Here is a 20,147-nt window from a genome sequence, read left to right on the forward strand (position 1 = left end):
GTTACCAACAGTACGACTTCGCCGTTATTGCTTCAGTCATATCTGTTTGCGTGCTTCAAATACATGCGTGTGCTGACACCGATAGCAACGCTCCAAATCTCACAGAGTAATCGGCCGATCAGGTTGTGATTCTAGCGCCTACCCCTTTCCGGGTCGTTAGAGTCATGCGATCGTGGCGGGCCTGTTTTTACACTCGTATAATCGTAAAGGCCCCGATGAAAAGAGTCACTACGGCGATTGTGATGGCGGAACTGTTTGAAGGATCCAAACAGTATCCTGCCATAAAATCCATAGTCATCGTGGGCTTGAGAAGGATCACTTTCACTGATGTCGCTTTTTTCGCTGAATCGCAGGTTTGGCCGAGACGAAAATTGACAATGAAAACGATCGAATGCACCCGATTCGCTGCTACAGGGAAATCCAAAACCTGTGCAAAGAGCCTGCGATAGTAGGAGAATATCTATCGCTTGTCTGAATTGGTTCGCCGGTTCTCACTTCGCATCACGGACAAACGTGACGGGACAGGGCGCGTTCAGTAGTACGTTTTGTGCCATGCTTCCGAAGAGTGCTTTTCCAGTCGGACTGCGTTGCCGACCGCCGATAATAACGCGGTCAGCGTCACTCTCAGTAGCGATTTCGACGATACCATCCCCTTTATTCTCGGTCGTGGCTCGCACATCGTAATTGATCGCGTTTTCCTCAAATAGACCAATGATCGCCTGGATGACGGACATTTGGGCTGCCAGTTTATCAGGATCGACGTACTCCCCTCCTTTATTAGCGATGTTTTCGACAGTTTCGGTGTAAGACTCCGTATCGAAAACGTGGACAACGATAACCTGAGAGTTATCCGTGACAACCTCTTTAACGGTATCGACAAGGTCGGCGACACGCTCTTCGTCACGTCCGCCGACGGCAAGAACAGCCGTTTCAAGTGTAGGTTTGTCTTCACTACTGGTGTCTGAACTGGTGTCCATATAGCTGAAAGAGACAGCAGTCGGGCGTAAATAACTAACTATGACCAGTAGTATCGTGCTGGTTCAACAAAACCGCGAAATAGATAACAACGCTGAACCAGAAGAGGCGAACCGACATCAGTCGCTGTTGAAGTCACACCACGAATCCAGTCGGTGCCATACTGACCAGCGTAACATTCGAGACGTTTGTCCACCCGTTGGTCATCGTAGTTTAGTACAGGCCTGAGAACAGCCGGTGTTGTCACGAGCTCTAACGGACATCCTGTATCATCATTAGCGCTTTCGCACAGTAGTTGATACGACCCCGTTGTACTTGTCGGGCATCGGGCGGGGAGACACACTATTGTTCGGTTCGGCAGTCGGTGCATCGGGTTATAAGCCCGAATTCAGCTTATAATTCGACGAGAATCTTGATGTGTTCCGTTTCAGGGTCAAGCAGCGGCATGATCCCATCTTTAACGAGATTCTCGAGTGAGATCCGATCGGTTACAAACAGGTAAGTATCGATCGTGCCGTTGGTCAACGAGTCGACAATCGCATCGAACTCGCTCTTGAACAGCCGTGGGGGAGACCCGTTAAAACGTTCACCATCCGCCCCTACCAAGCCGGTTGTCCTCTTCGGGAGACAACCATGATTCACCCCGGATCAGGCATTGAACGTGCGCATGGAGTGTCTTCTCGGATTTTATCCGGTTGTGGTCCTATTCGAACGCATCTGCTAACCGCTCGCGCATAAACTCCCGGCGATACTTCCGACGCTCGGTTTCCGAGAGGTAGTTTTCCAGGACAACGCTCGCGTCGGAGCTTCCCTGGTCGCCCGCGATCACGTCAAGATTCTCGAGTAGCTGTTTTTGGGCATCCATGTACGTCGTATACCAGAACCGTCGACCCATTTTCGAGGTCGGCGTCTCGCCACGGACGGTGACGCCAGCGCGGTTTGCAAGCCGCTGAAACCGCAATTGGACTGTCTCGCCGACGATATGGCCACTTGAGGACGCCGTCGAAGGGAACAGATACCCGTTCCACCCATCATCTCGAGCGCCGAGCATGTCGATTCTATCCGCCAGTTGCTCGCGACCGTAGACTAGCGCGACCGTCCCCGGGCCGTTCTTTCGTTCCTCAAAGTAGATATGTGGATCTTCGCCCTTGAGGACCACCTGAGAAACGTGCAATGATGCGACCTCGTTCCGTCGAAGGCCCCACGCACACAGCGCAAGCACGAGCAGTTCCTCCTCAGAACTCTCGACAGCTCCGTACAGCCGCTGGACGTCCGCACTTGAGAGCGGCTGGTTGTCTTTCTCTTCACGGTTCCAGTTGTACTCCTCGCTGATTCTCGAGGTCGGGTTGAACGCCGCGATCGCTCGACGCTCGAGGTGGCTGTAGAACTGATTGACGTCGCTCAGATAGCGCTGTTTCGAAGCATCAGTCCCAAGATCGGCGTCGAGTTCGTCAAATACCGCCAGGACACGACGAATCTCGGCAGCCCGTTCGGCAGCATCGACAACACGGTCCACGAGGTTGGCTTGGCCGTGAAGTTCGTCGTATAGTTGCGCGTAGGTCGCAAGTCGTGAGCGTTTCGTCGCAACTGTGGTGTCGGCGAGCCCTTGTCGGCGCTCGAGCGTTCGGATGAACGACTCGAGCTCCTCAGTAGTGGTTTCATCATCGATACTCCACGGATAGCCTTCCTCAGACTCATCTAGGTAACCCACAGACTCGAGAAACTCGGAGAAGGTCATCTCATGGTGCTCTCGAAGCGTGTAGGTGAGTCCGCCGTAGCCGACGTCGAGTAGGTCCTGGTAGCTGGGTTTTTCCTCGAGATCGTGACCAGCGCGTCGCAGCTCGAATTCGATTTTGGTATTCCAGAACTCGCGGAGTTCCTCAAGGGATTTGTGTGACCACCGGATCTGCTCGCTACTCACGCGAAATCACCTCGAGAAACCCGTTTTCTCTGTGTTGTGGTAATTCTAAGCGTATCATTTTCGTACGGTTCGCTACTCATGGCATTCACTAAAAACTATCGTGTATTTGGTTGTCGCAACCTGGACAACCAAAATACACAGAATAGGTGCCGGATATGTCCAGAGTGCCATAAATCATATGTGGCTATATAGAACTCCCTGTCTCTGTAGAAGATGCTAACCAGGGTTTAACAGGGCTAAGGCGTTCGATCACGAAGAAGATGGTAATCGATGTACCCGCTATCAAAAGTCAGTCGAGTAATCCAAATCCTTCATCGCGCATTAGTTCAGCAACATCTTCTGGGTTCTCAAATGCGTACTTGAGGGCGAATTCTCTCGCATCTGTTTTTGGAACTTCGTCTGTTTCGAGAGCGCTAGCAAGGGCACTCCGAAATTCGGACTCTTGATCGCTTACTTCCGACCTCAGATGGACCTCGAGCCGATTGTCTCGTTCGTCTCCAACGTTAGACCGACGGACAAAGTATGGGTACCCTTGTGGGTCCTGCTGAGAATCAGTGACAGATGTGGATTGACTGCTAGTCGTTTCTGAGGTGCTCTGTACCTGCTGGGACTGAGGCGTCACTTGTTCAGCGCTGCTCTCGCCATTAGCCTGCGATTTGGACTCTGATTCAGTTTCGGCATCATCGCTTGTTTGGCTGAAATCCAAATTTCCAGATCCTTCCTTCATTAGACCGTCACCTCTGTTTCAACGTCGTCATGAAGATCGAAGGTTCTTTTCTCGTGCCCCTCGATATCAAGTACTAATTCAGGATCAATTTCAGCGTCGAACGTCTCGCTTGCAATAAATGCGGCCAGTTCATAGATGTCCCGGGCTGTCTCAAGTTCGCGGTCGCGAATTCGTCGCTGACCGGGCTCGCTTACCATCTCTCCATCTTTTTCGAAGGTTTTCCAGCGCTCTTCGAGAACCTTGTATGCAGAACCACGCGCTTCCCACATCGTATCCATCAAACTCTCGCGGTCTGGAATCGCAACGGGAGTCGCATAGTTATCTGTGTTTTTGAACCGCTTAGAGTACTGTTGATGAGCGTTGGTCTGCCCGACACCAGAGGGAACGACACACGAAAGCCCAACCTCAATTCCCAGTTGCGTCTCCATGTTCGTGACGAGTTCCTCGAGCCCGTCGAGACTCAGATTGCCTTTTCCAGCTGGTTTGACTGGTGCAACCAGTGTCCGCATAGCATAGATCGCATTGTACAGAAGATCTTCCGCTCGAGCGTTTGGATCGATGAGAACAGCATCGTACTGCTCATGAAGTTGCTGCTCGTTCCATAACAGATCATACAGCAACTCGTACCGTGGAAACTCCTCTTTGGTCATGTTCTTCATCCCTGTCTCATAGGCGATTTTCTGCTCAAGATTAGACGTGAAGTCACCAAGCATATCGTGACTTGGAATTACATCGACCCCTTCATCTGAAGTTTCAATGAGGTCTTCAAATGCCCCATCAGGCATTTCCAGGACGTGCTTTACGAGATTGTCCGCATCCGGATCACTTCGGTGTTCGCCAACGTCAAACAGGGTTGTGAGATTTCCCTCTTGTGGATCGAGGTCAATGGCGCAGACGTCCAGCCCCATTCGCTCTAAACTGACTGCGAGGTTGGCTGTCGTCGTTGTTTTGAACGTTCCGCCTGACTCTGAATAGACGACTGCTGTTATCATCAGTACCAGGTACAGTCACTCATTACTTAAATCTGTGTCAGACATTTGGGGCAGATTATAGGGTCATATAATACTAACAGACACACATAATACATATCTGTCCCAATAGTACATAACATACGTCTGTGGTTTATGTCTGTTACAGAGGTCTGTTATCTTACTCCGTACCTTCTATCTGCTACAGTTATCTGTAATAGGCATCTGTTACAGCCTCTAGAAGCGAATATCCATATTAGGGGTCAGATCACCGGATCCAAGTAGCGTTGATCTTTTCAGGCAGTAATGAGACAAGCACGACGGAACGACCGTCCACACCGAAGTTTCAATCTTTTTCGAGATGGTGGCGGTCTCTTTCTCAATGAAATGACCAATGAGATCTCGTAGCGCGTTGGTTAATCTGTGCGAATCGTCTCGAAGTTGTCCAGGTTAATTACCAAACCGAACATCTCACTCAGCAGAAGCATCCACAACGTCAGCAAGGTCGTAGAGCACAACATCATCTCGAGTCGTGGCCTGCTGGCGAAGATCATCAGTATATCCAGATCGGCTAAACAGAACATACTGTATCGTCGCATCCGCTGGCTCGCCTGACCAACGAACGTGTCCGGCAGTTCGCTCTAGGTCTGCAAGAACACCCTCACTGACAGGAGATGACGTGAACTTACACTCACCAGCGACTAGTCCGTCGTCAGTCAATCCGAGGACGTCCAATTCGTGCTCTTTGAACCACCATTGACCGACAGTATGGAATGGGCGGTCGATCAGATTAGGGAGGGCTCGCTGGCAAAGTCGTTCAAAAAGTGGGCTAACATAATCCGATAGCTCAGGAGCAACAAGCTCGTCGTATGCGTCGTCGCCTAACAACCGAAGCCGATCCTGATTCCCATAGACGAACCGAAACCAGAACCTGAACAGTGGCGCAGAGAGACGATATCGACCTCGCTTTGACGATGTCGGTGATTCAGTTACCGGGATGTGACGTTCAACAAGCCGAAGCCGACGTAGTTTCTGAAGATACGTACTCAGTGACTGGGACTCGACGCCAGCCATTCCAGCGATTTCGTTGGGAGTTCGGCGGCCATGCGCCAAGGCTCGGAGAATACTGAAGTAGGTATTCGGTTGTCGAAGCTCTGTTCGAAGAAGAAATTCCGGTTCAGAGTACAGGAGACCACGTTCTGAGAGAATAGACTGCTGGACATTTGCTGCAAGTGCCTCAGTGGGGTCAATGGTCTGAAGATAGTATGGCGTTCCACCGTAGATCGCCCACGCTATAACAACGGCTTCATCGTCGTACTGTGGGTAGAACTCCTTTGTGTTCCCGACAGAGAGAGGTTTCAGGTCAATAGTTGCTGTTCGACGGCCATACAATGGACTGTTGCCAGCAAGCACTTCATCCTCCATTACGCTAATTGAGGAACCGACAAGTACGAGCGTTATTCCAGTCTCCTGAAGTTGCGTGTCCCAGACTCGCTGAACCCGTGAAGGAAGTGAATCATCTTCCTCGAGGAGAAACGGAAACTCGTCGATAACGACGACTGCATTCTGATCACCTAATGCACCGAGTAGTGCTTCCCAGTCTCGGCGAATATTTTCGAGGGAAGGAAATTGGTCTGTAACTACGTCAACAAACTGCTCGAGTTGATTTTGTGCAGTCGACTCGATCGCCTGGTAGTAGACTGCATCATCCCGGTCAGCAATCGACTGACGGACGAGCTCGCTCTTACCGAGTCGACGTCGCCCGTATAGGACAACGAATTCAGCGCGGTCCGAATTGTATCGGCTCGTTAGTTCCTCAAGTTCCTGTTCTCGATCAACGAACGAGTCCATAGTATGGGTTCATTCGTGTAGAGTATATAGTATCCTGGTTTTGGAAAACCGGATTTTAGAAATCGTGATTTCGGAAATCATGATTTCTATGATCTGATCATGCTGCGACAGATCCTTCCCCGAAGACAGAGACACCTCTATCGATTTGTTCTACCCGGAAGACAATACGGCTGTAGGATGAGATAGGATAGAAATGATTTTCAGATACTATTTAGACCACACCCACACCTCTATCGATTTGTTCTACGCTGGATGAAGGAGGTGGGGACGTGAGAAAACAATAAATTTCATAGAGAGGAGAGAGGTCTGATACCTCGTGCTGTACCCATTTATATACCTATACTCATCATCTTTCCAGAGCAAGCGTTGAGATAGAACAAATCGATAGAGGGGTCTGTCTGAATCTGGAGAGACATTAGGGAAGTAGTAAACGACGACAACTCCAGTGGCGATACACGACTCGATAGCTATTAAATCAGAAAAGGAAGGCAAGCCAGCAGACTTCGTCCCACTAAAACAAATCGATAGGGGTGTGTTCTTCTAGCTAGGCTAGTAACTAGAACTAGAAAGAACTAGAAGTAAGTAGCAAAGATCGACGATACTATAGAATCATTAGCAGAGAGACGATAGGAGGAGGTCGACACCCCTACCCACTCTTAGAAGAAAACAAATCGATAGAGGTGTGAGAGTGTCTCGTTATCTCTACGAGCAATACAACAAAGCACCCTACAACAAATCGTCAGAGGTTCACTGAGCAATAACTGGATCATCCTAGTTTCCAGCCTTTAAGCCCTATAGCTATAGAAAAGAAATCGACAGGGGGAATATTTTAGTACTGGGATTGAGTGTCATTGAATATGCCCACAGATCCCGGTCCCAAAGAAACATCCGAGTCTACGGGTTCTATCAAAGATTTAATCCTCGAGCAAGAAGAATCCGCAACGCTCATCAAGAACCGATCTCTTCTCGAACCAAACGAGATCGTTGACGAAGAGCGTATCGTCGGCCGTGATTCCCAACTCACCGACATCACTCAGCATCTCCGTGTCGCTATAAGGAACGAGCGTCCGCCAAATCTCCTTCTCTATGGCCCATCCGGGACCGGAAAATCACTTATTATCAATGCAGTCTGTTCGAACATCGTCGAACTCTGCGAAAGCCGTGATATTAGATTTGGTGTAATTCAGATGAATTGCCAGAACATTGGCACTCTTGGATCTGCTGTCTACGAATTAGCCCGAAAAGTTGCAAACGATGCTGAAGCAACTGTTGAGGTCCCAGAGCATGGAATTCCGAACAAGAAAAAGTGGCGTGAACTCTATCGTTTGATCAATGAACACTATGATACTGTTGTCTTCATACTTGATGAGCTCGATATGCTTGTCGGTCGTCGAGATAAGGATGAACCTGCTTTTTCTCGCCTTCTCTACCAGCTTTCTCGCGCCAATAGCACAAACGAAATCTCAGCTCAGGTGTCTGTGACTGCCATCACTAACGACACAAAAATGATGGAAAACGTAGGTAGCCGAGCACTGAGCTCCTTCACGCCTGAAGACGTCCACTTTAGTGATTATGATGCCAATCAGCTTCGGGCAATCCTTCGTGCCCGGGAGGACGCCTTTCATGAAGGCGCGCTCAGTGACGACGTAATCCCTCTAGCAGCAGCCTTCGCCGCACAGACCAACGGAGACGCACGGAAAGCAATCGACCTCGTGCGAACAGCCGGATCCATCGCGGAAAAAGCGAGCGCAGACCAGGTTCGTGAGGAACATATTCGGAAGGCTCAGGACAAGGTCGAAAAGAATCGCGTTTTAGAAGTGACTCGTGGAATCAGTACTCAGAAAAAGTTGTGTCTCTTTGCGACGGCTGCAGTTGCTCGCGAAACTGGAACTGGAGCTGCTAAGAGTCCGCATGGGTATCGAGTATATCAGTATCTTACGGGCACTCTTAGTTCTGACCAGTATCACCAAGAGACGTATGTGAACAAAATGAAAGAGCTCACAACGTATTCTCTAGTTGAGACAGAGCGGAAGAGTCAGGGGCCCCATTCTGGAAGTTATCTCGAGTTCACGTTTGGTGAAAATCCAAACACAATTATCGAAACACTGCGAGAAGACTCACGTCTTAATGACGTACATGACGAGGAGCTTCGTGCAGTGGTAAACACCCAGCTATAGCAATAACTCCCCTCGGAACAAATCGATAGAGGTGGGTGTGTGGTGGAAGCCCTGTCCTCTCGAACCTGGGAACAAATCGATAGGGGTGACTCCGATGATTGGGAGCTTCTCACACAACAAATCGATAGAGGTGTGTCTGAAGCTGCTAATTTATCTACTTGAATTCAAATTTCAGTTATCATCTCATGTCTGTCCTCGAGTGCTTGTGCGTCTTCGTCAAGTAGCGCAACGGTGAGATACGGGGCGTACGACTCGAAGTACTCTACAATGGTTGCGATACGTTCGGAATCAATTGCCTCGAGCGAATCGAGCAACATGAACGGAACCGTCTCGTGAACGTCGTGGACCAAATATCCTGCAAGCGCAAAGACGAGCCCAGTAACCTCGCGCTCGCTCTCGCTGAGGTGGTTGATCGAGTCTTCGTAGGCTGTCCCCTCCTCAGTACTGCGGACGATCTTGAGGTCGAACGACGATTTCGTCACTTTGCGTCGGCCTTCGCGAACGTCGCGTGTTGTCTGATCGATCCAGATCCGATCGAGATTACTGTACCCGAGGATCTCTAACAAGCTCTCCATGTGCTCGTTGAACTCCTCGACCGCACTGTCTTCGATTTGATCGATACGGGTTCGAAGATCGGCTAACTCTTCGGTTGTCTTCTCACGCCGATCTTGAAGCCCTTCGCGGTCATCAAGCCGTTCTTCGATCGACGTGATTTTGTCTTCGACATCATCGCGCTCGCTTTCCTTTCGTTCAATCTCGAACTCGAGCTGGTTGACTTCGCGGTGTTGCTCGAGAATGTCCTCGGAGTCGTCGGTCTCGAGGTCATCGATCTCTGTCTCGAGTTCAGTAATCTCTTCTGTGAAGGCTTCCCGATCGTCCGTAAGATCCTCGACGCGGTCACGCCGGCGCTCGATTTCGTCGTCGATCGACTCGAGACGGCGATTGGCTCGCTGATACTCGGATCGATTCTCCTCGATTTCGTTAAGCGTCGCTCGTTTCTCCTCGAGGTCGTCATTGATTTCCGAACGCTCGTTGAGCCGGTCCTCGTATACAGACTGAAGCTGTTCGATCGTAGTTTCGATTTGGTCGGTGGCGACCGAGGAACCACAGGTCCAACACGTGACGGTCCCCGAATCGGCATCGGAGAGTAGCTGGTCGGTAACGGGACCATCATTGTTGTCCGCCTCGCCACCAAGGAACTCTCCAGGATCCTCTAGCAGCTGTTCGTTGAATTGGATCGTCCGCTGAAGCTGCGAAATTTCTTCATTGAGTTCGTTTTTCTCCGTTTGGAGCGTCTCGATTTCAGCTTCGAGGCGACCGAGATTCGCTTCTCCACCTGCTTGCAGCTCCTCGAGGTCGGCTTCGACTTCCTCGTGCTCGTTTTCCAGCGCCTCGATACTCTCGCGTTCGGTCTCGATCCGGTTTCGAACTCGTTCGAGCTCTGAACGCGTGTCCCGAAGCTCATTGAGTTTCTCATCGAGTTCGGATTGTTCCTCACGTCGGGTTTCGACGTCAGTATTCGCAGCTTCGAGTTCTTCTTCAGCAGTTTCGAGTTCGTCGCGGAGTTCTTCGACTTCGTCAATCAGTCGCGTTCGCTTGGCCTCGAGGTCGGGGAGTTAATTCTCGAGGTTATCGAGTTCGTCGAGTTCATTGTCGATCTGGGTTTTCCGCTGCTCGAGCTGCTGGATTTCAGCTTTGATCGCATCGGTATCGACCGGCCGCATGATCAGATCACGGAGGTCGTCACCGCGAGCAACAGCCTGGCGGGCCTCGTTTGATTCGAGCAGGAACGCGAATAGATCCGCGATCTCCGGATTATCGAGATACGGGTCGCCTTCAGTAACGATCGTGCCGTTCCGCCGATGAAGCGTCTGCTGGTAGGTTTCCTCACCGAACTCGAGAGTAGCTTGTCCTTCCTTGCTGTCCGCTTTGAGGCTCGCTTGGTCGCTGCCGAGTGCCGCCATAATTCCCTGGAGCAGCGACGTCCGATTTGTTGCATTACGACCGGAGAGAACGGTCACTCCCTGTTCGAACGACACCTCTGTTTCATCGATGCCCCCGATATTACTGACTGAGAGGCTTGCCTGCTCTGGAGGAGATTGTTCCGTAGCGTGCTGGCTTGTTCTCATAGGTGTAGACAATTGATCCGTAGGTAGGTATTTATTGGTTAGCCAGCGATATGATCCATATCTGCCTTTCTCTGAGATCTGGAGGGTAATTTTGGAGTCGACCTGAATCTATCTGGCTGGGAACCTGTCGGACATCCTTGAGAGTATAGCGAGTTAACCAACAAGGCTAAGAAAAGCCCCGCCGTTGGTTAACCAATAGATGGCCGATCCGCCGAAGTATATCCTCGAGGGCCTCGAGAAGCAGTCACCAGAGACGCTGCGAGAGATCGCCCAAATCGCTACCGAGATGGCGGATAAAAAAGAGCGCCAGCTCGAGGCAGAACTCGAGGAACAGGAGGTTGCCGATCGGCCAAAGGATCTCGATCGTGACGACGCACCATCCAGTGCGACGTTGACCACGAAGGAGATCAACGGGAATCAGTACTACTACTGGCAGTGGCGTGAGGGAGACAAAATCAAGTCAGAATATATTCGGCCAGTAGATCCAAAGCGATAGATCTCATCGCACTTGTACCATGCCTATTAGACGTGAAGAGAATGAGTTGCTACGAAACCGGATATACTGAGCATGGGCTTCAATAGGGTTGGTATTGGGGTTTCACGTCGCCATCTGCAACAATACTTCTGTATTCTTCTCTCCCCTTTTTTGAATTGTATTTGTTTGTCTCAACATCTACTAATCGGTATTTTGCGCTTCCGGTATAGCTACAATGTCGACATTCGAATTTAGCGTTTGCAATGCTCTTGTCTTCAGACATCATTGTCAAATGTGATATGTGTGGCTCTTCACCACAACGTGGACACTCCGCTGGAAGGTGAGCGAACTGATGTCCTTCGCTGACGGTAATTCGATTCGGCTCAGATGTCTTTTGCTCCTCTACCGTTCGTTGAATAGTCTCTGAGATCTCCTTGATAACAGCATCACGCTTCTCTTCATCTTTAGGAAAATCAATACCCTCTACTGTAATCTTCAGTTGATTTTCAGTTGACAAATCGTCACATTCCATGTGTGAGCATCTGGTCCCTAGTATTGTAGTCTTCCGATTGTAATTGTCGTGAAGTACATACCTGTTTAATAAGAGACCTTATACCAGGATATAATAAAAAGAATTAGAAAGAGCTACGGGTTAGTTACTGTAATCGTATGTCTAATATTTCACGAGAGCTACTAATAGACCTGACAAAAACCGATCAAGATGAAGTTCCCTCTAAGACTATTCGTTTGCTGAAAGCTGTCCGAGAAACACGGATGAAAGCTGGCGAACTCACTACTGAATGTGACGTATCTCGCAGTACAGTCTATGATATACTTGCTCCCCTTGTTGATGCTGGACTCATCGACCAGACCAATGATGGGTCTCTTCTGACTGGTGCTGGTGCAATCGTCCTGCGTCTCTTTATGCGATTAGATACACAGGAACGATCTGCACTCGCTCGATTACCAATTTCTTCTTCTCGGAGGGATCTCTTAGATCTGCTTGCAACTCGGCCAGCGACGAAGAGCGAACTTAATGATTGGTGTCAGAATCTCTCATATTCTGCAATTCGACTTGCTACTGACCAATTTCACGAGAAAGGATTAATTCATCTCAATAAGTCACGACAGTACGAACTCACGAATGATGGACGTACTGCCATCGAATGTGAGCGCCGTCTCTTAATTCAGATCGAAACAATTCTTGATAATATCTCGTTTTTTCGTCACACTACAATTTCGTGCGCTAGCTTTCCGGTTCACGCCATCGATGAAACGTGGCTGGTTACAGGACCAAAAGAGTACCCACGAGCGGAGCGAAATGAGTATGTCTCGTTTTTGAAATCGCTTGACCCAACAGAGACCGACCAAATTTGCCTTTTTTCGGCATATTACGACCACGAGATGGCCGAGTTATATCTCGATAGATTTCTGGACGAAGGCGTACAAATCGATATCATTAGTCCGCAGAGCGCACTCTACAATGTACCTACTGCACGGCCCAAAGCACGGTTAGTTCGAAATGCGCTCAAAGCACCTAATCTGAGCTGGCAATTGTGTTCTGAGTCTATCCCAGTTGGATGCACTCTCATCGATCGCGATTATGTTGTCTTCTACCCTCGACAGCCACTAGGTGCGGTTTCTGAATCTGGGACACTTTTTTCAGAAGATCAGGAGGTTATCGAGTGGGCTCGCGAGTTGTTTGCGGCATATATGTCAAAATCAAAGCCACCAAGACAGCAGATTTTACGGACAATCTGGTCTCTCGGGTTTGACCTTCCACCGTAGACAACCAGCTAAAAATTTGCTTACGTGTCAGAGGGTTGTCTCAGATGTGAGTGCCACTGAACAGTGTCCACGCCGGTAACTAATTATCACCTTCTCTTCGTATGAATTGACATTGGATACGATGGCAGTAACGGATCGAAAAAGACAGACAGCAACCTACGATCGAGAAATTATACCCAGAGGAGGGTGCAGCCCTCGGTATATTTCCTTTCAGACTTCTCGAGTGAGTAGTCCGTTTAGAGCACTGGCTAATGATCTCTGTGAGATCGGACGTGTGAGTGAAGCACACGTCCAGGTTTTGTCGCCCATGTTGATTTCCTGGAACGACATATGTATAGACAAATTCCTTCATTAAGGCTCTTGCGGCCGTTGGGAGCCTCTCTGGATAAGCTGACTGGCGACTATCCTCGATATTGTCGAATACTCTCGATATTAAGCGCCGTTACTCCGGACTCGGGTGCAGTCACCTCGCTTCAAATTGGTACCTTGAGCGGTGACTGCCCCCGACGGAGGGCGTCGTTCGGTCTGTGGATGTCCGATCAGTCGCCTTTGAGACGAACCGATTTCGAACACCGATTAGCTCGACGACGGACAGCTCGGCAGCGGTTGCGTCTGAGACTGTCCGTCACCAAGACCTGCAATCATGACGCCATCAAACCTTTCGTATCAACGGAACAAAGGCTTTGCCCCTACAGGAGGCAGCCGATTAGACGACGATACCGCTACGGAACAGCCCAAACAACCAAACAATTACCAGCAAACGGATAGTGGCAACCTCCCGTCCCCTCCTGATGTTGAGGGAGAGGTTACCTGCCATTCGGTAAGTGAAAGCAAGGGCCCGGTCTGTGGCACAGTCAACCGACTCTGTGTCGTACCCCAATTGCGGGTGTTGGAGGAACGAGGTCGGTGTCGTGATGACCTGCAGCAGATGGTGGTCTCGCGATGAGTGCGGGAATCACTGTTCGTCAAAGTGACCTGATCTCGGCAGACGCTCAGATTGGACCTGATGTCGCTTGGACTGCACCCCGACTCCATCGTGAGTTATTCGATTCCCACACCAAGATGGGACAACAACTCATCCATGCAATTGCGACCGTCCTCGAGAATCAGGATGACCCGTATCGCGTACTCGAAGAGATTGGTGTCCATGCGCTCGATGGAACCTACGCCGATCTCTGTATCGGGGCGATGAGCGGGGACAGAGAGGATCTGTGGGAACTCCTTCGTATCAGTCGACAGCTCGGCTCCGGCCAAACGTCACTCGACCTCCGTTCTCCTCGCGGTGACCTTGAGCAAGCGGCAATCCCAATCCTTGCTGCAAGCAGCGTTACGCCTGAGATTGCGATCCGACTCGACGCTCGATTTCTCGACCGGAAGACCAAACATCGTCGCGATGTCCTTGAGCTCTGTCTCGCATTAGCCGAAGGCTGTCGAGTTCATCTTGTTGTGACCGGTCAAGTTGGGAGAATACTGTGGGAGGACCATCGGAACCAACTCCCGGTAAGCGTTACAGAGCCGTTCGATCCACGTACCACACCCTCTCCCGGTACGCCACAATCAGTTGCAGATCGGGTCAAGACTGCACGCAAAACCCTCGACACCGACGGAACAGCAACGGCAGTTCTGCGTGCGCTCCGTCTCGAGAACGCTGAGATGCTCAGTTACAATGCTCTCTCACGAGAGCTCAGTCTTACCGAAGCAAACCGGCGACAGATCGCCCTGAAGCTCGATAAAAAACTCGAACTCGCGGAACGGATCAACTATCCTGACGGGGGACGAGGATTATCGCTCAGACCGGCTGGCCGCGCGTATCTTGACGCACTCGATCAAGAGATCGGTAGACAGCAGTCTCTTCCGGGTACTGCTGCCGACGTTACGTCACCCCCAAAGTCGTCCGACTATTGCCGTGTAACCCTGCGCGCACACGAGGGGGTGGAGGACAGCAGGGCCGATCAACCGACTGGAGACCGGCCCGCCGGTGAAGCAGCGACGGTCGCTTCGGCCGACGACTACGCCCCGAAGCACGTCCAGCCGGTGTATGTGGAGACACCGTCTGCCGAGGCCGCTCGTGCAGCCGCAGAATCCGGTGAAATTGCCCTCGTCGACGCTCCGGCTCAGAGTCTGAAAGGGAGGGACGGAGAAACAGACGCTCGAGTAATAGGCTGGAGCTACGATGGCTCTGGTGAACTCACTGTCTCTGCCACCTACGTCAATCCCTGCCAGTACACGACGTGTATCGCAAGAGCGTTAGCGAGTCACTGGACGTGGGATCGAATCCTTACCGCGGATGTCTTGGAGGAACTCTTCGCGGACACCAGCCGTCGCATCCTCAGTGATGCTCGGAATATCGGCGGTCTCACCGACGAACGCTATGAGAATCCCGAGCGGTTCATCGAGTTCTACAGAGAGCAGGAGGAACTGCTGTGTAAACTCACTCGAGAACTCGCAGCCGGAGACTATACGGACGAGTCAGCAAAACGGAGCGAGATAACGCAGTTCGCTAAAGGACTCGCTGGCTCGATTGTACAGCTGCTCGATCTCGTTGGTGTTGAGCTGAGTCGTGAAGTTCGCCTTCCCGAGTTTTCGCGCAACTGGTCGGGCTCGAAGCGCCGGCGAACACTCTGTCGAACCCTCGCACACAGCTGTGCGATCGAGTCGCTGTACGGTCATCACGTTGCGTATCGGCATCTATACGAACAGCGTGATAACCGTCGCGAAGCGGCGATGGATCTGCGGGTTGATGCTCGCGATCCACTCGGCGAGCTCGTTGGTTCGCTCGTGGTCGTTGGCCCTGGTGTTTCCAGTCTCGAGGATGAGTTACGATCGGCACTCCGCTCTCCAAGTAATCTCCACGACGACGCCCCGGAAATCGCGGTTCGGATTCCCGTTCGGACAGCCACCACGCGGAGTATCGTCGCTCAAACTGTCCGCCGAATGTGCGACCGAAAGCATCTGGAGCCGACCCGTGAAGCTGTGTCGTTGTTTCACGGGCTTCTCTCAAGTGGCTACGACGTGGCTCGAGCGATGTACTACGGACTAGAACAGGAGGATCGGTGGCGGGAGATACACATCGACGAAGTTCGGCGTTCGCTGGCCCATCTTGACCCTGATCGGCTGCTATCAGAGACTGATGTGACTCCCACTATGCAAAAGGCGTTGAGCGTATTGTTCGGGGCTGATTATCCGCTCTCCGGAGCTGAAATCGCTCGTCGAGCAGGGATCTCCTCTGAAAGCTTCCGGCAGAACCGGAAAGGGTTCGTCCTCGCCGATTTGTTACGCGAAGTCCCCGAAGGATGGCGGCTATCGCTGTCGTTCGCTGATGAACGATACGGAAGGGACGTCCTTCCGTGGCTTTTCGTTGATGAGCCGAAGGAGCAACCGCACCTTCCGTCGCTTGATTTCCGGACACCGATGGATGTTCTCTACGAACTTGCAACGTCTCTCGTCGATAAGCCTGCTCGATTCGGCGATCCCGATGATGTTCTCTATTGGGGGTTCTCGCTCCCCCCTGATCCAGAGGGGGTTATCGATCATCGACAGTCAGCTCTCGAAGCGTTGTGCAAGGAGTGGTCGTGGCTCGATGCAATCCTGCCGATGATCAAAGCGGCGTGTGAATCGCCGGAATCTGATCCTGCGTCTGATCCGGTACTGATGGGATCGACTGTTTCTCAACAACCGCTTCTACAAACTCCCGGAGAGAGAGCGTGATGCTCTCGATAACTGCCCGGTCTGTACATCCCAAATCACGGCAACACGGATCCGGTCGTGCTCGAGTTATCGAGACTACGTTTGGCTGCAAGACTGAAATAGTAGAAACATTGGCATTTATAGTACCTACATACGTGCTTGGTGACACATGACAGGCCCACAGGACTCAATCGAGATTGAAAACGTAGTCGTATCATCCGGCATTGGGCAAGAACTCGACCTCCAGAGCGTCGCAATGGACCTTGAGGGAGCTGACTACAATCCTGAACAGTTCCCGGGTCTTGTTTATCGTACCACAGACCCCATATCTGCTGCCCTGATCTTCCGTTCCGGGAAGACCGTATGTACTGGTGCCAAAAGCGTTGAGAACGTCCACGAGAGTCTGGAAATCGTTTTCGAGGAACTTCGTGACCTGCACATTGAGGTTGAAGAGGATCCAGAGATCATCGTTCAGAATATCGTCAGCAGTGCCGATCTCGGGCGAAGCCTCAATTTGAATGCGATCGCGATTGGTCTTGGTCTCGAGAATATCGAATACGAACCAGAGCAGTTTCCGGGACTGGTTTATCGACTTGACGAGCCTGATGTTGTTGCTCTCCTCTTTGGCTCCGGAAAACTGGTTGTCACTGGTGGGGAGGAGGTTGACGACGCTAGACAAGCTATCGATGTAATTGTCGAACGTCTCGAGGACCTCGGTCTACTCGAGTAGTATCACCCAAGTCGCCCAGTGGTCTTGGGCATCCCATTTCGAGTCGTTTTGACATTGAAGTGAGCTGCGATTGAGAGTGGATTACTGAAACAGTCAATGATCTGGTCACAGTTCTCAGATCTCGATGGAATTTCCATAGTCGTGTCTGGTACTGTCGGTCCTACATTGATCGGAGATGTCTTCCCACCCATGAATAACCCTTAAGTAACATATTCATGAGGAAGACTGAAGGAAGAAACGGTCTTACCAACTACTGACAATGGATCGCAGAAATGCACTTTTGACGTTCACCGCTGGTACGATCATCACGCCTCTCTCCGGCTGTCTCGATTTCGCTGGTCTTCGTCCGGATAGGGATACTGACCAAGACTCAAACGGCATCGAGGAGAATTCGGTCGCCGATAATCACGAAAATGACCAGCAGACCGACGAACTGAACGACGACTCCGAGGTAGATTCGAACACTGGAGCGGATGATGAGTCCGATGCTAACGATGAGGTGGATGGCGATAAGTCACTGGGTCCCGACGAGGTTGAGCAGCGCGACGCAGGTGAAGATGTCCTCGAGTTCGGCGCTCTCCAGATCATCGACTACGAGGAGCAGATTGAGGAATTCGAATATGATGAGCAAGTCAGCTATACGGGAGCGGTCAAGAACGTCGGTGACGAAGCGTACGGATCGGTGACGATTGAAGTGAGAGTCTACGACGAAGACGATGACGAGTTAGGAAGTCACCGCGATCTAACGCCTGAACTCGAGGGGGGCGAAACGTGGCGTTTCGAGATTGCACCCCATAGCCGACCTGAGGAGATCACCGATCACGACATCGCTGTGACAGGCGAACGGTGAGTCGCTAAACTCATTCTACCCTTGGTCTTGATTCTGCCACTGCTCCTGAAGTAGGAGGACGTTGTCGCGGATCGCTTCGACCCATTCATCGAGTGTGTCGTACTTCTCGTGAGGGTCATAAAGGATACTTCGCAACTGCTCGTTTTCTTGCTCGAGTTTTTCTACACGCGCTTCGAGGTCGTCGAATCTGCGTCGGACTGCTCGCTCCTCGATTGGGGTCAGTTCGTATCTCTCTTGGGCCTCGCTGAGGACGTCTCTCCCTATATCAGCTATCTGGTATGTGTATCCCTCTTGTGGAACTTTTCCGTCGGGTCCAGTGTCAGTTCGATCGACCAGATTCTGTGCCATCATCTCGCGAAGGTGGTGGTTGATCAGGCTCGAGTCGAGTTCGGTGTCCTGGGTGATCAGTGACTTCTGGACGGTACCACCTCGAGTCCGAATCGACATGAGAATCCTATGTCGCTTTGGCGAGAGATTCTTTGCAATTTCCCACGGCTCATGATTCTGTGCCATACCTACGTATCAATACCTCTAGTTATAAAACCACATGTGATTACATACAATTCCGGGTTACCGACTACATATAGTCCGGCTACCCCCACAACGCTAATCTCGAGCAGGCCGCGTTGAGGCTCCGCGACTATAGCCTCGAGGGAGTATCAACGAAGCGAGAAGAGAGTGAAACATCGACTAAGCTATAGCAGGTCAAATCTCAACCAAAGCGGTAGAGCGCCAACAGCAGAATGGACATCGAGGAGCTCAGTAAGGAGTGGAGGGCAACGAGCAATAGCAGTGTGGACTATCACCTCGAGAGCAAGGGAGACTATCTGACTGAGCACCAGCAAAGTGGACTATCAACGAGCTGGTATATAGGTGGACTCTCACCTCGAGTGTAGGCATGCGATCCTGGGTAATCTGAAGGTAGTGTCTGGGGGTCAACTCTGGCTATAGCATGGAGAGCGAGCACGGAGCGAAGCGGAGTGCGAGCGGCCAGTCGGTAGTGGTGTGGCGCGGTGCTGACTGGGTCGGTCGGTGTCGATCGCTGGCTCGAGCAGTAGTGGCTGTTGCAGTCCTCAAGTTCACAAATTGGTTGAGATCCCGAAAGAACCATCACTTTGAGGTATGATTATAGTCTTATGAAAGACTCATATACGCGTCGTCACTTTCTTCGAGGTGGTACGGCGACGTCAGTGGCGCTGATAGCGTCTCTGGCAGGATGTATGGCCTTTGACGGTGGGTCCTCCATGGGTGAAGGGAACCCAGCCAACGCTGGAGCGACGAACATCGACACGGGGGTAACAACGGTGATCGACCCGGCGGCCTACGAGGACCGGTTCAGCAACGTAGTGGACATCACCGACGATCCCTACAATGCGGATCCGACGGGGGAGGAGGCGATCGACGATGCCCTAATGATGGCTTGGGAGGACGACACGCTGATCGTGTTCCCACAGGGGCAGTACAAGATGAATCAGGGGTTCCGTCGGACCGGCTGGCGAGATGTTGGTCTAGTCGGACAGAACGCCGTGATTCGGCACGGTGAAGTCGACGCGATCAACGGGCATACGGTCGATGAAGGAGAGTACCGCGGCGGGACGATGCTGTTTCGAATCGGGACGATGAGCCAGCCTCACCAGGGCGAGTTCGTCTTTGGCGGGTTCATCTTCGACTGGGCTCGAGAAAACGCGGGAATGCGGGGACTGTATGCGATGATCAACGACCGGGCGGAGATTCGCAATATCGCGTTCAATGGCGTCCATGATCTTGGCTCTCATGGAAACATGCGAGTCGCGACGACGTCTCGAGACGCCTTTGCGTTGGTCGATTCGGTCGATATGAGCGGCGGCGGGATGCACTATCATGATACGA

At 51.4% G+C, this 20,147-nt stretch carries 13 protein-coding genes and 2 pseudogenes; 7 read left to right on the plus strand and 8 right to left on the minus strand.

Going from position 1 to position 20,147, the window contains the following annotated elements:
• Positions 1-491 precede the first annotated feature (491 nt).
• The 5 genes from QA600_RS20325 to QA600_RS20345 form a co-directional block, all read right to left on the minus strand.
• Complete coding sequence (locus QA600_RS20325) at positions 492-977, minus strand: universal stress protein (protein ID WP_278293753.1); 486 nt, start codon at positions 975-977, stop codon at positions 492-494.
• A 701-nt stretch (positions 978-1,678) separates the two neighbouring features.
• Positions 1,679-2,896, minus strand: a complete 1,218-nt coding sequence (locus tag QA600_RS20330; protein ID WP_278293754.1) for a tyrosine-type recombinase/integrase — start codon at positions 2,894-2,896, stop codon at positions 1,679-1,681.
• Positions 2,897-3,185: 289 nt separating this feature from the next.
• Positions 3,186-3,623, minus strand: coding sequence for an acyl-CoA dehydrogenase (locus QA600_RS20335; RefSeq protein WP_278293756.1), 438 nt, complete (start codon positions 3,621-3,623; stop codon positions 3,186-3,188).
• The gene (locus QA600_RS20340; protein ID WP_278293757.1) at positions 3,623-4,615 is read right to left on the minus strand and encodes a ParA family protein; all 993 of its coding nucleotides are present in this window, start codon (positions 4,613-4,615) and stop codon (positions 3,623-3,625) included. The genes QA600_RS20335 and QA600_RS20340 overlap by 1 nt, the downstream gene beginning before the upstream one ends.
• 447 nt (positions 4,616-5,062) lie before the next feature.
• Positions 5,063-6,442, minus strand: coding sequence for an ATP-binding protein (locus tag QA600_RS20345; protein ID WP_278293758.1), 1,380 nt, complete (start codon positions 6,440-6,442; stop codon positions 5,063-5,065).
• Positions 6,443-7,299: 857 nt separating this feature from the next.
• Here QA600_RS20345 and QA600_RS20350 point away from each other — a divergent pair.
• Positions 7,300-8,619, plus strand: a complete 1,320-nt coding sequence (locus tag QA600_RS20350; protein WP_278293759.1) for an orc1/cdc6 family replication initiation protein — start codon at positions 7,300-7,302, stop codon at positions 8,617-8,619.
• A gap of 164 nt (positions 8,620-8,783) precedes the next feature.
• Here QA600_RS20350 and QA600_RS20355 read toward each other — a convergent pair.
• Positions 8,784-10,748, minus strand: a pseudogene (locus tag QA600_RS20355) (archaea-specific SMC-related protein).
• A gap of 199 nt (positions 10,749-10,947) precedes the next feature.
• Here QA600_RS20355 and QA600_RS20360 point away from each other — a divergent pair.
• A complete protein-coding gene (locus QA600_RS20360; RefSeq protein WP_278293760.1) occupies positions 10,948-11,244 on the plus strand; it encodes a hypothetical protein in 297 nt (98 codons plus the stop codon).
• 79 nt (positions 11,245-11,323) lie between these two features.
• Here QA600_RS20360 and QA600_RS20365 read toward each other — a convergent pair whose 3' ends face one another.
• On the minus strand, positions 11,324-11,755 hold the full coding sequence (locus tag QA600_RS20365) for a hypothetical protein (RefSeq protein ID WP_278293761.1): 432 nt from the start codon (positions 11,753-11,755) through the stop codon (positions 11,324-11,326).
• A 137-nt stretch (positions 11,756-11,892) separates the two neighbouring features.
• On the opposite strand from QA600_RS20365, the gene QA600_RS20370 reads away from it, so the two are divergent.
• The 4 genes from QA600_RS20370 (at position 11,893) to QA600_RS20385 (ending at position 18,278) form a co-directional block, all read left to right on the plus strand.
• Complete coding sequence (locus tag QA600_RS20370) at positions 11,893-13,011, plus strand: hypothetical protein (protein WP_278293762.1); 1,119 nt, start codon at positions 11,893-11,895, stop codon at positions 13,009-13,011.
• Between the two features lie 1,062 nt (positions 13,012-14,073).
• A complete protein-coding gene (locus QA600_RS20375; RefSeq protein ID WP_278293763.1) occupies positions 14,074-16,719 on the plus strand; it encodes a hypothetical protein in 2,646 nt (881 codons plus the stop codon).
• Between the two features lie 148 nt (positions 16,720-16,867).
• Positions 16,868-17,428, plus strand: coding sequence for a TATA-box-binding protein (locus QA600_RS20380; protein ID WP_278293764.1), 561 nt, complete (start codon positions 16,868-16,870; stop codon positions 17,426-17,428).
• A 259-nt stretch (positions 17,429-17,687) separates the two neighbouring features.
• Complete coding sequence (locus QA600_RS20385; protein WP_278293765.1) at positions 17,688-18,278, plus strand: FxLYD domain-containing protein; 591 nt, start codon at positions 17,688-17,690, stop codon at positions 18,276-18,278.
• A gap of 15 nt (positions 18,279-18,293) precedes the next feature.
• Here QA600_RS20385 and QA600_RS20390 read toward each other — a convergent pair whose 3' ends face one another.
• Positions 18,294-18,791, minus strand: coding sequence for a hypothetical protein (locus tag QA600_RS20390; protein WP_278293766.1), 498 nt, complete (start codon positions 18,789-18,791; stop codon positions 18,294-18,296).
• Positions 18,792-19,468: 677 nt separating this feature from the next.
• Between QA600_RS20390 and QA600_RS20395 the strand changes: the two are divergent.
• Positions 19,469-20,147: pseudogene (locus tag QA600_RS20395) on the plus strand (hypothetical protein); the annotation flags it as partial.

The sequence above is a fragment of the Natronococcus sp. A-GB1 genome (assembly GCF_029688845.1).
Taxonomy (GTDB): domain Archaea; phylum Halobacteriota; class Halobacteria; order Halobacteriales; family Natrialbaceae; genus Natronococcus.

Bases quoted from the DNA above. Each gene is read 5' to 3' on its own strand.
- QA600_RS20385 (WP_278293765.1), top strand. From the start codon at position 17,688: ATGGATCGCAGAAATGCACTTTTGACGTTCACCGCTGGTACGATCATC.
- QA600_RS20340 (WP_278293757.1), bottom strand. From the start codon at position 4,615: ATGATAACAGCAGTCGTCTATTCAGAGTCAGGCGGAACGTTCAAAACA.
- QA600_RS20335 (WP_278293756.1), bottom strand. From the start codon at position 3,623: ATGAAGGAAGGATCTGGAAATTTGGATTTCAGCCAAACAAGCGATGAT.
- QA600_RS20345 (WP_278293758.1), bottom strand. From the start codon at position 6,442: ATGGACTCGTTCGTTGATCGAGAACAGGAACTTGAGGAACTAACGAGC.
- QA600_RS20375 (WP_278293763.1), top strand. From the start codon at position 14,074: ATGGGACAACAACTCATCCATGCAATTGCGACCGTCCTCGAGAATCAG.
- QA600_RS20360 (WP_278293760.1), top strand. From the start codon at position 10,948: ATGGCCGATCCGCCGAAGTATATCCTCGAGGGCCTCGAGAAGCAGTCA.
- QA600_RS20365 (WP_278293761.1), bottom strand. From the start codon at position 11,755: ATGGAATGTGACGATTTGTCAACTGAAAATCAACTGAAGATTACAGTA.
- QA600_RS20350 (WP_278293759.1), top strand. From the start codon at position 7,300: ATGCCCACAGATCCCGGTCCCAAAGAAACATCCGAGTCTACGGGTTCT.
- QA600_RS20325 (WP_278293753.1), bottom strand. From the start codon at position 977: ATGGACACCAGTTCAGACACCAGTAGTGAAGACAAACCTACACTTGAA.
- QA600_RS20380 (WP_278293764.1), top strand. From the start codon at position 16,868: ATGACAGGCCCACAGGACTCAATCGAGATTGAAAACGTAGTCGTATCA.
- QA600_RS20370 (WP_278293762.1), top strand. From the start codon at position 11,893: ATGTCTAATATTTCACGAGAGCTACTAATAGACCTGACAAAAACCGAT.
- QA600_RS20390 (WP_278293766.1), bottom strand. From the start codon at position 18,791: ATGGCACAGAATCATGAGCCGTGGGAAATTGCAAAGAATCTCTCGCCA.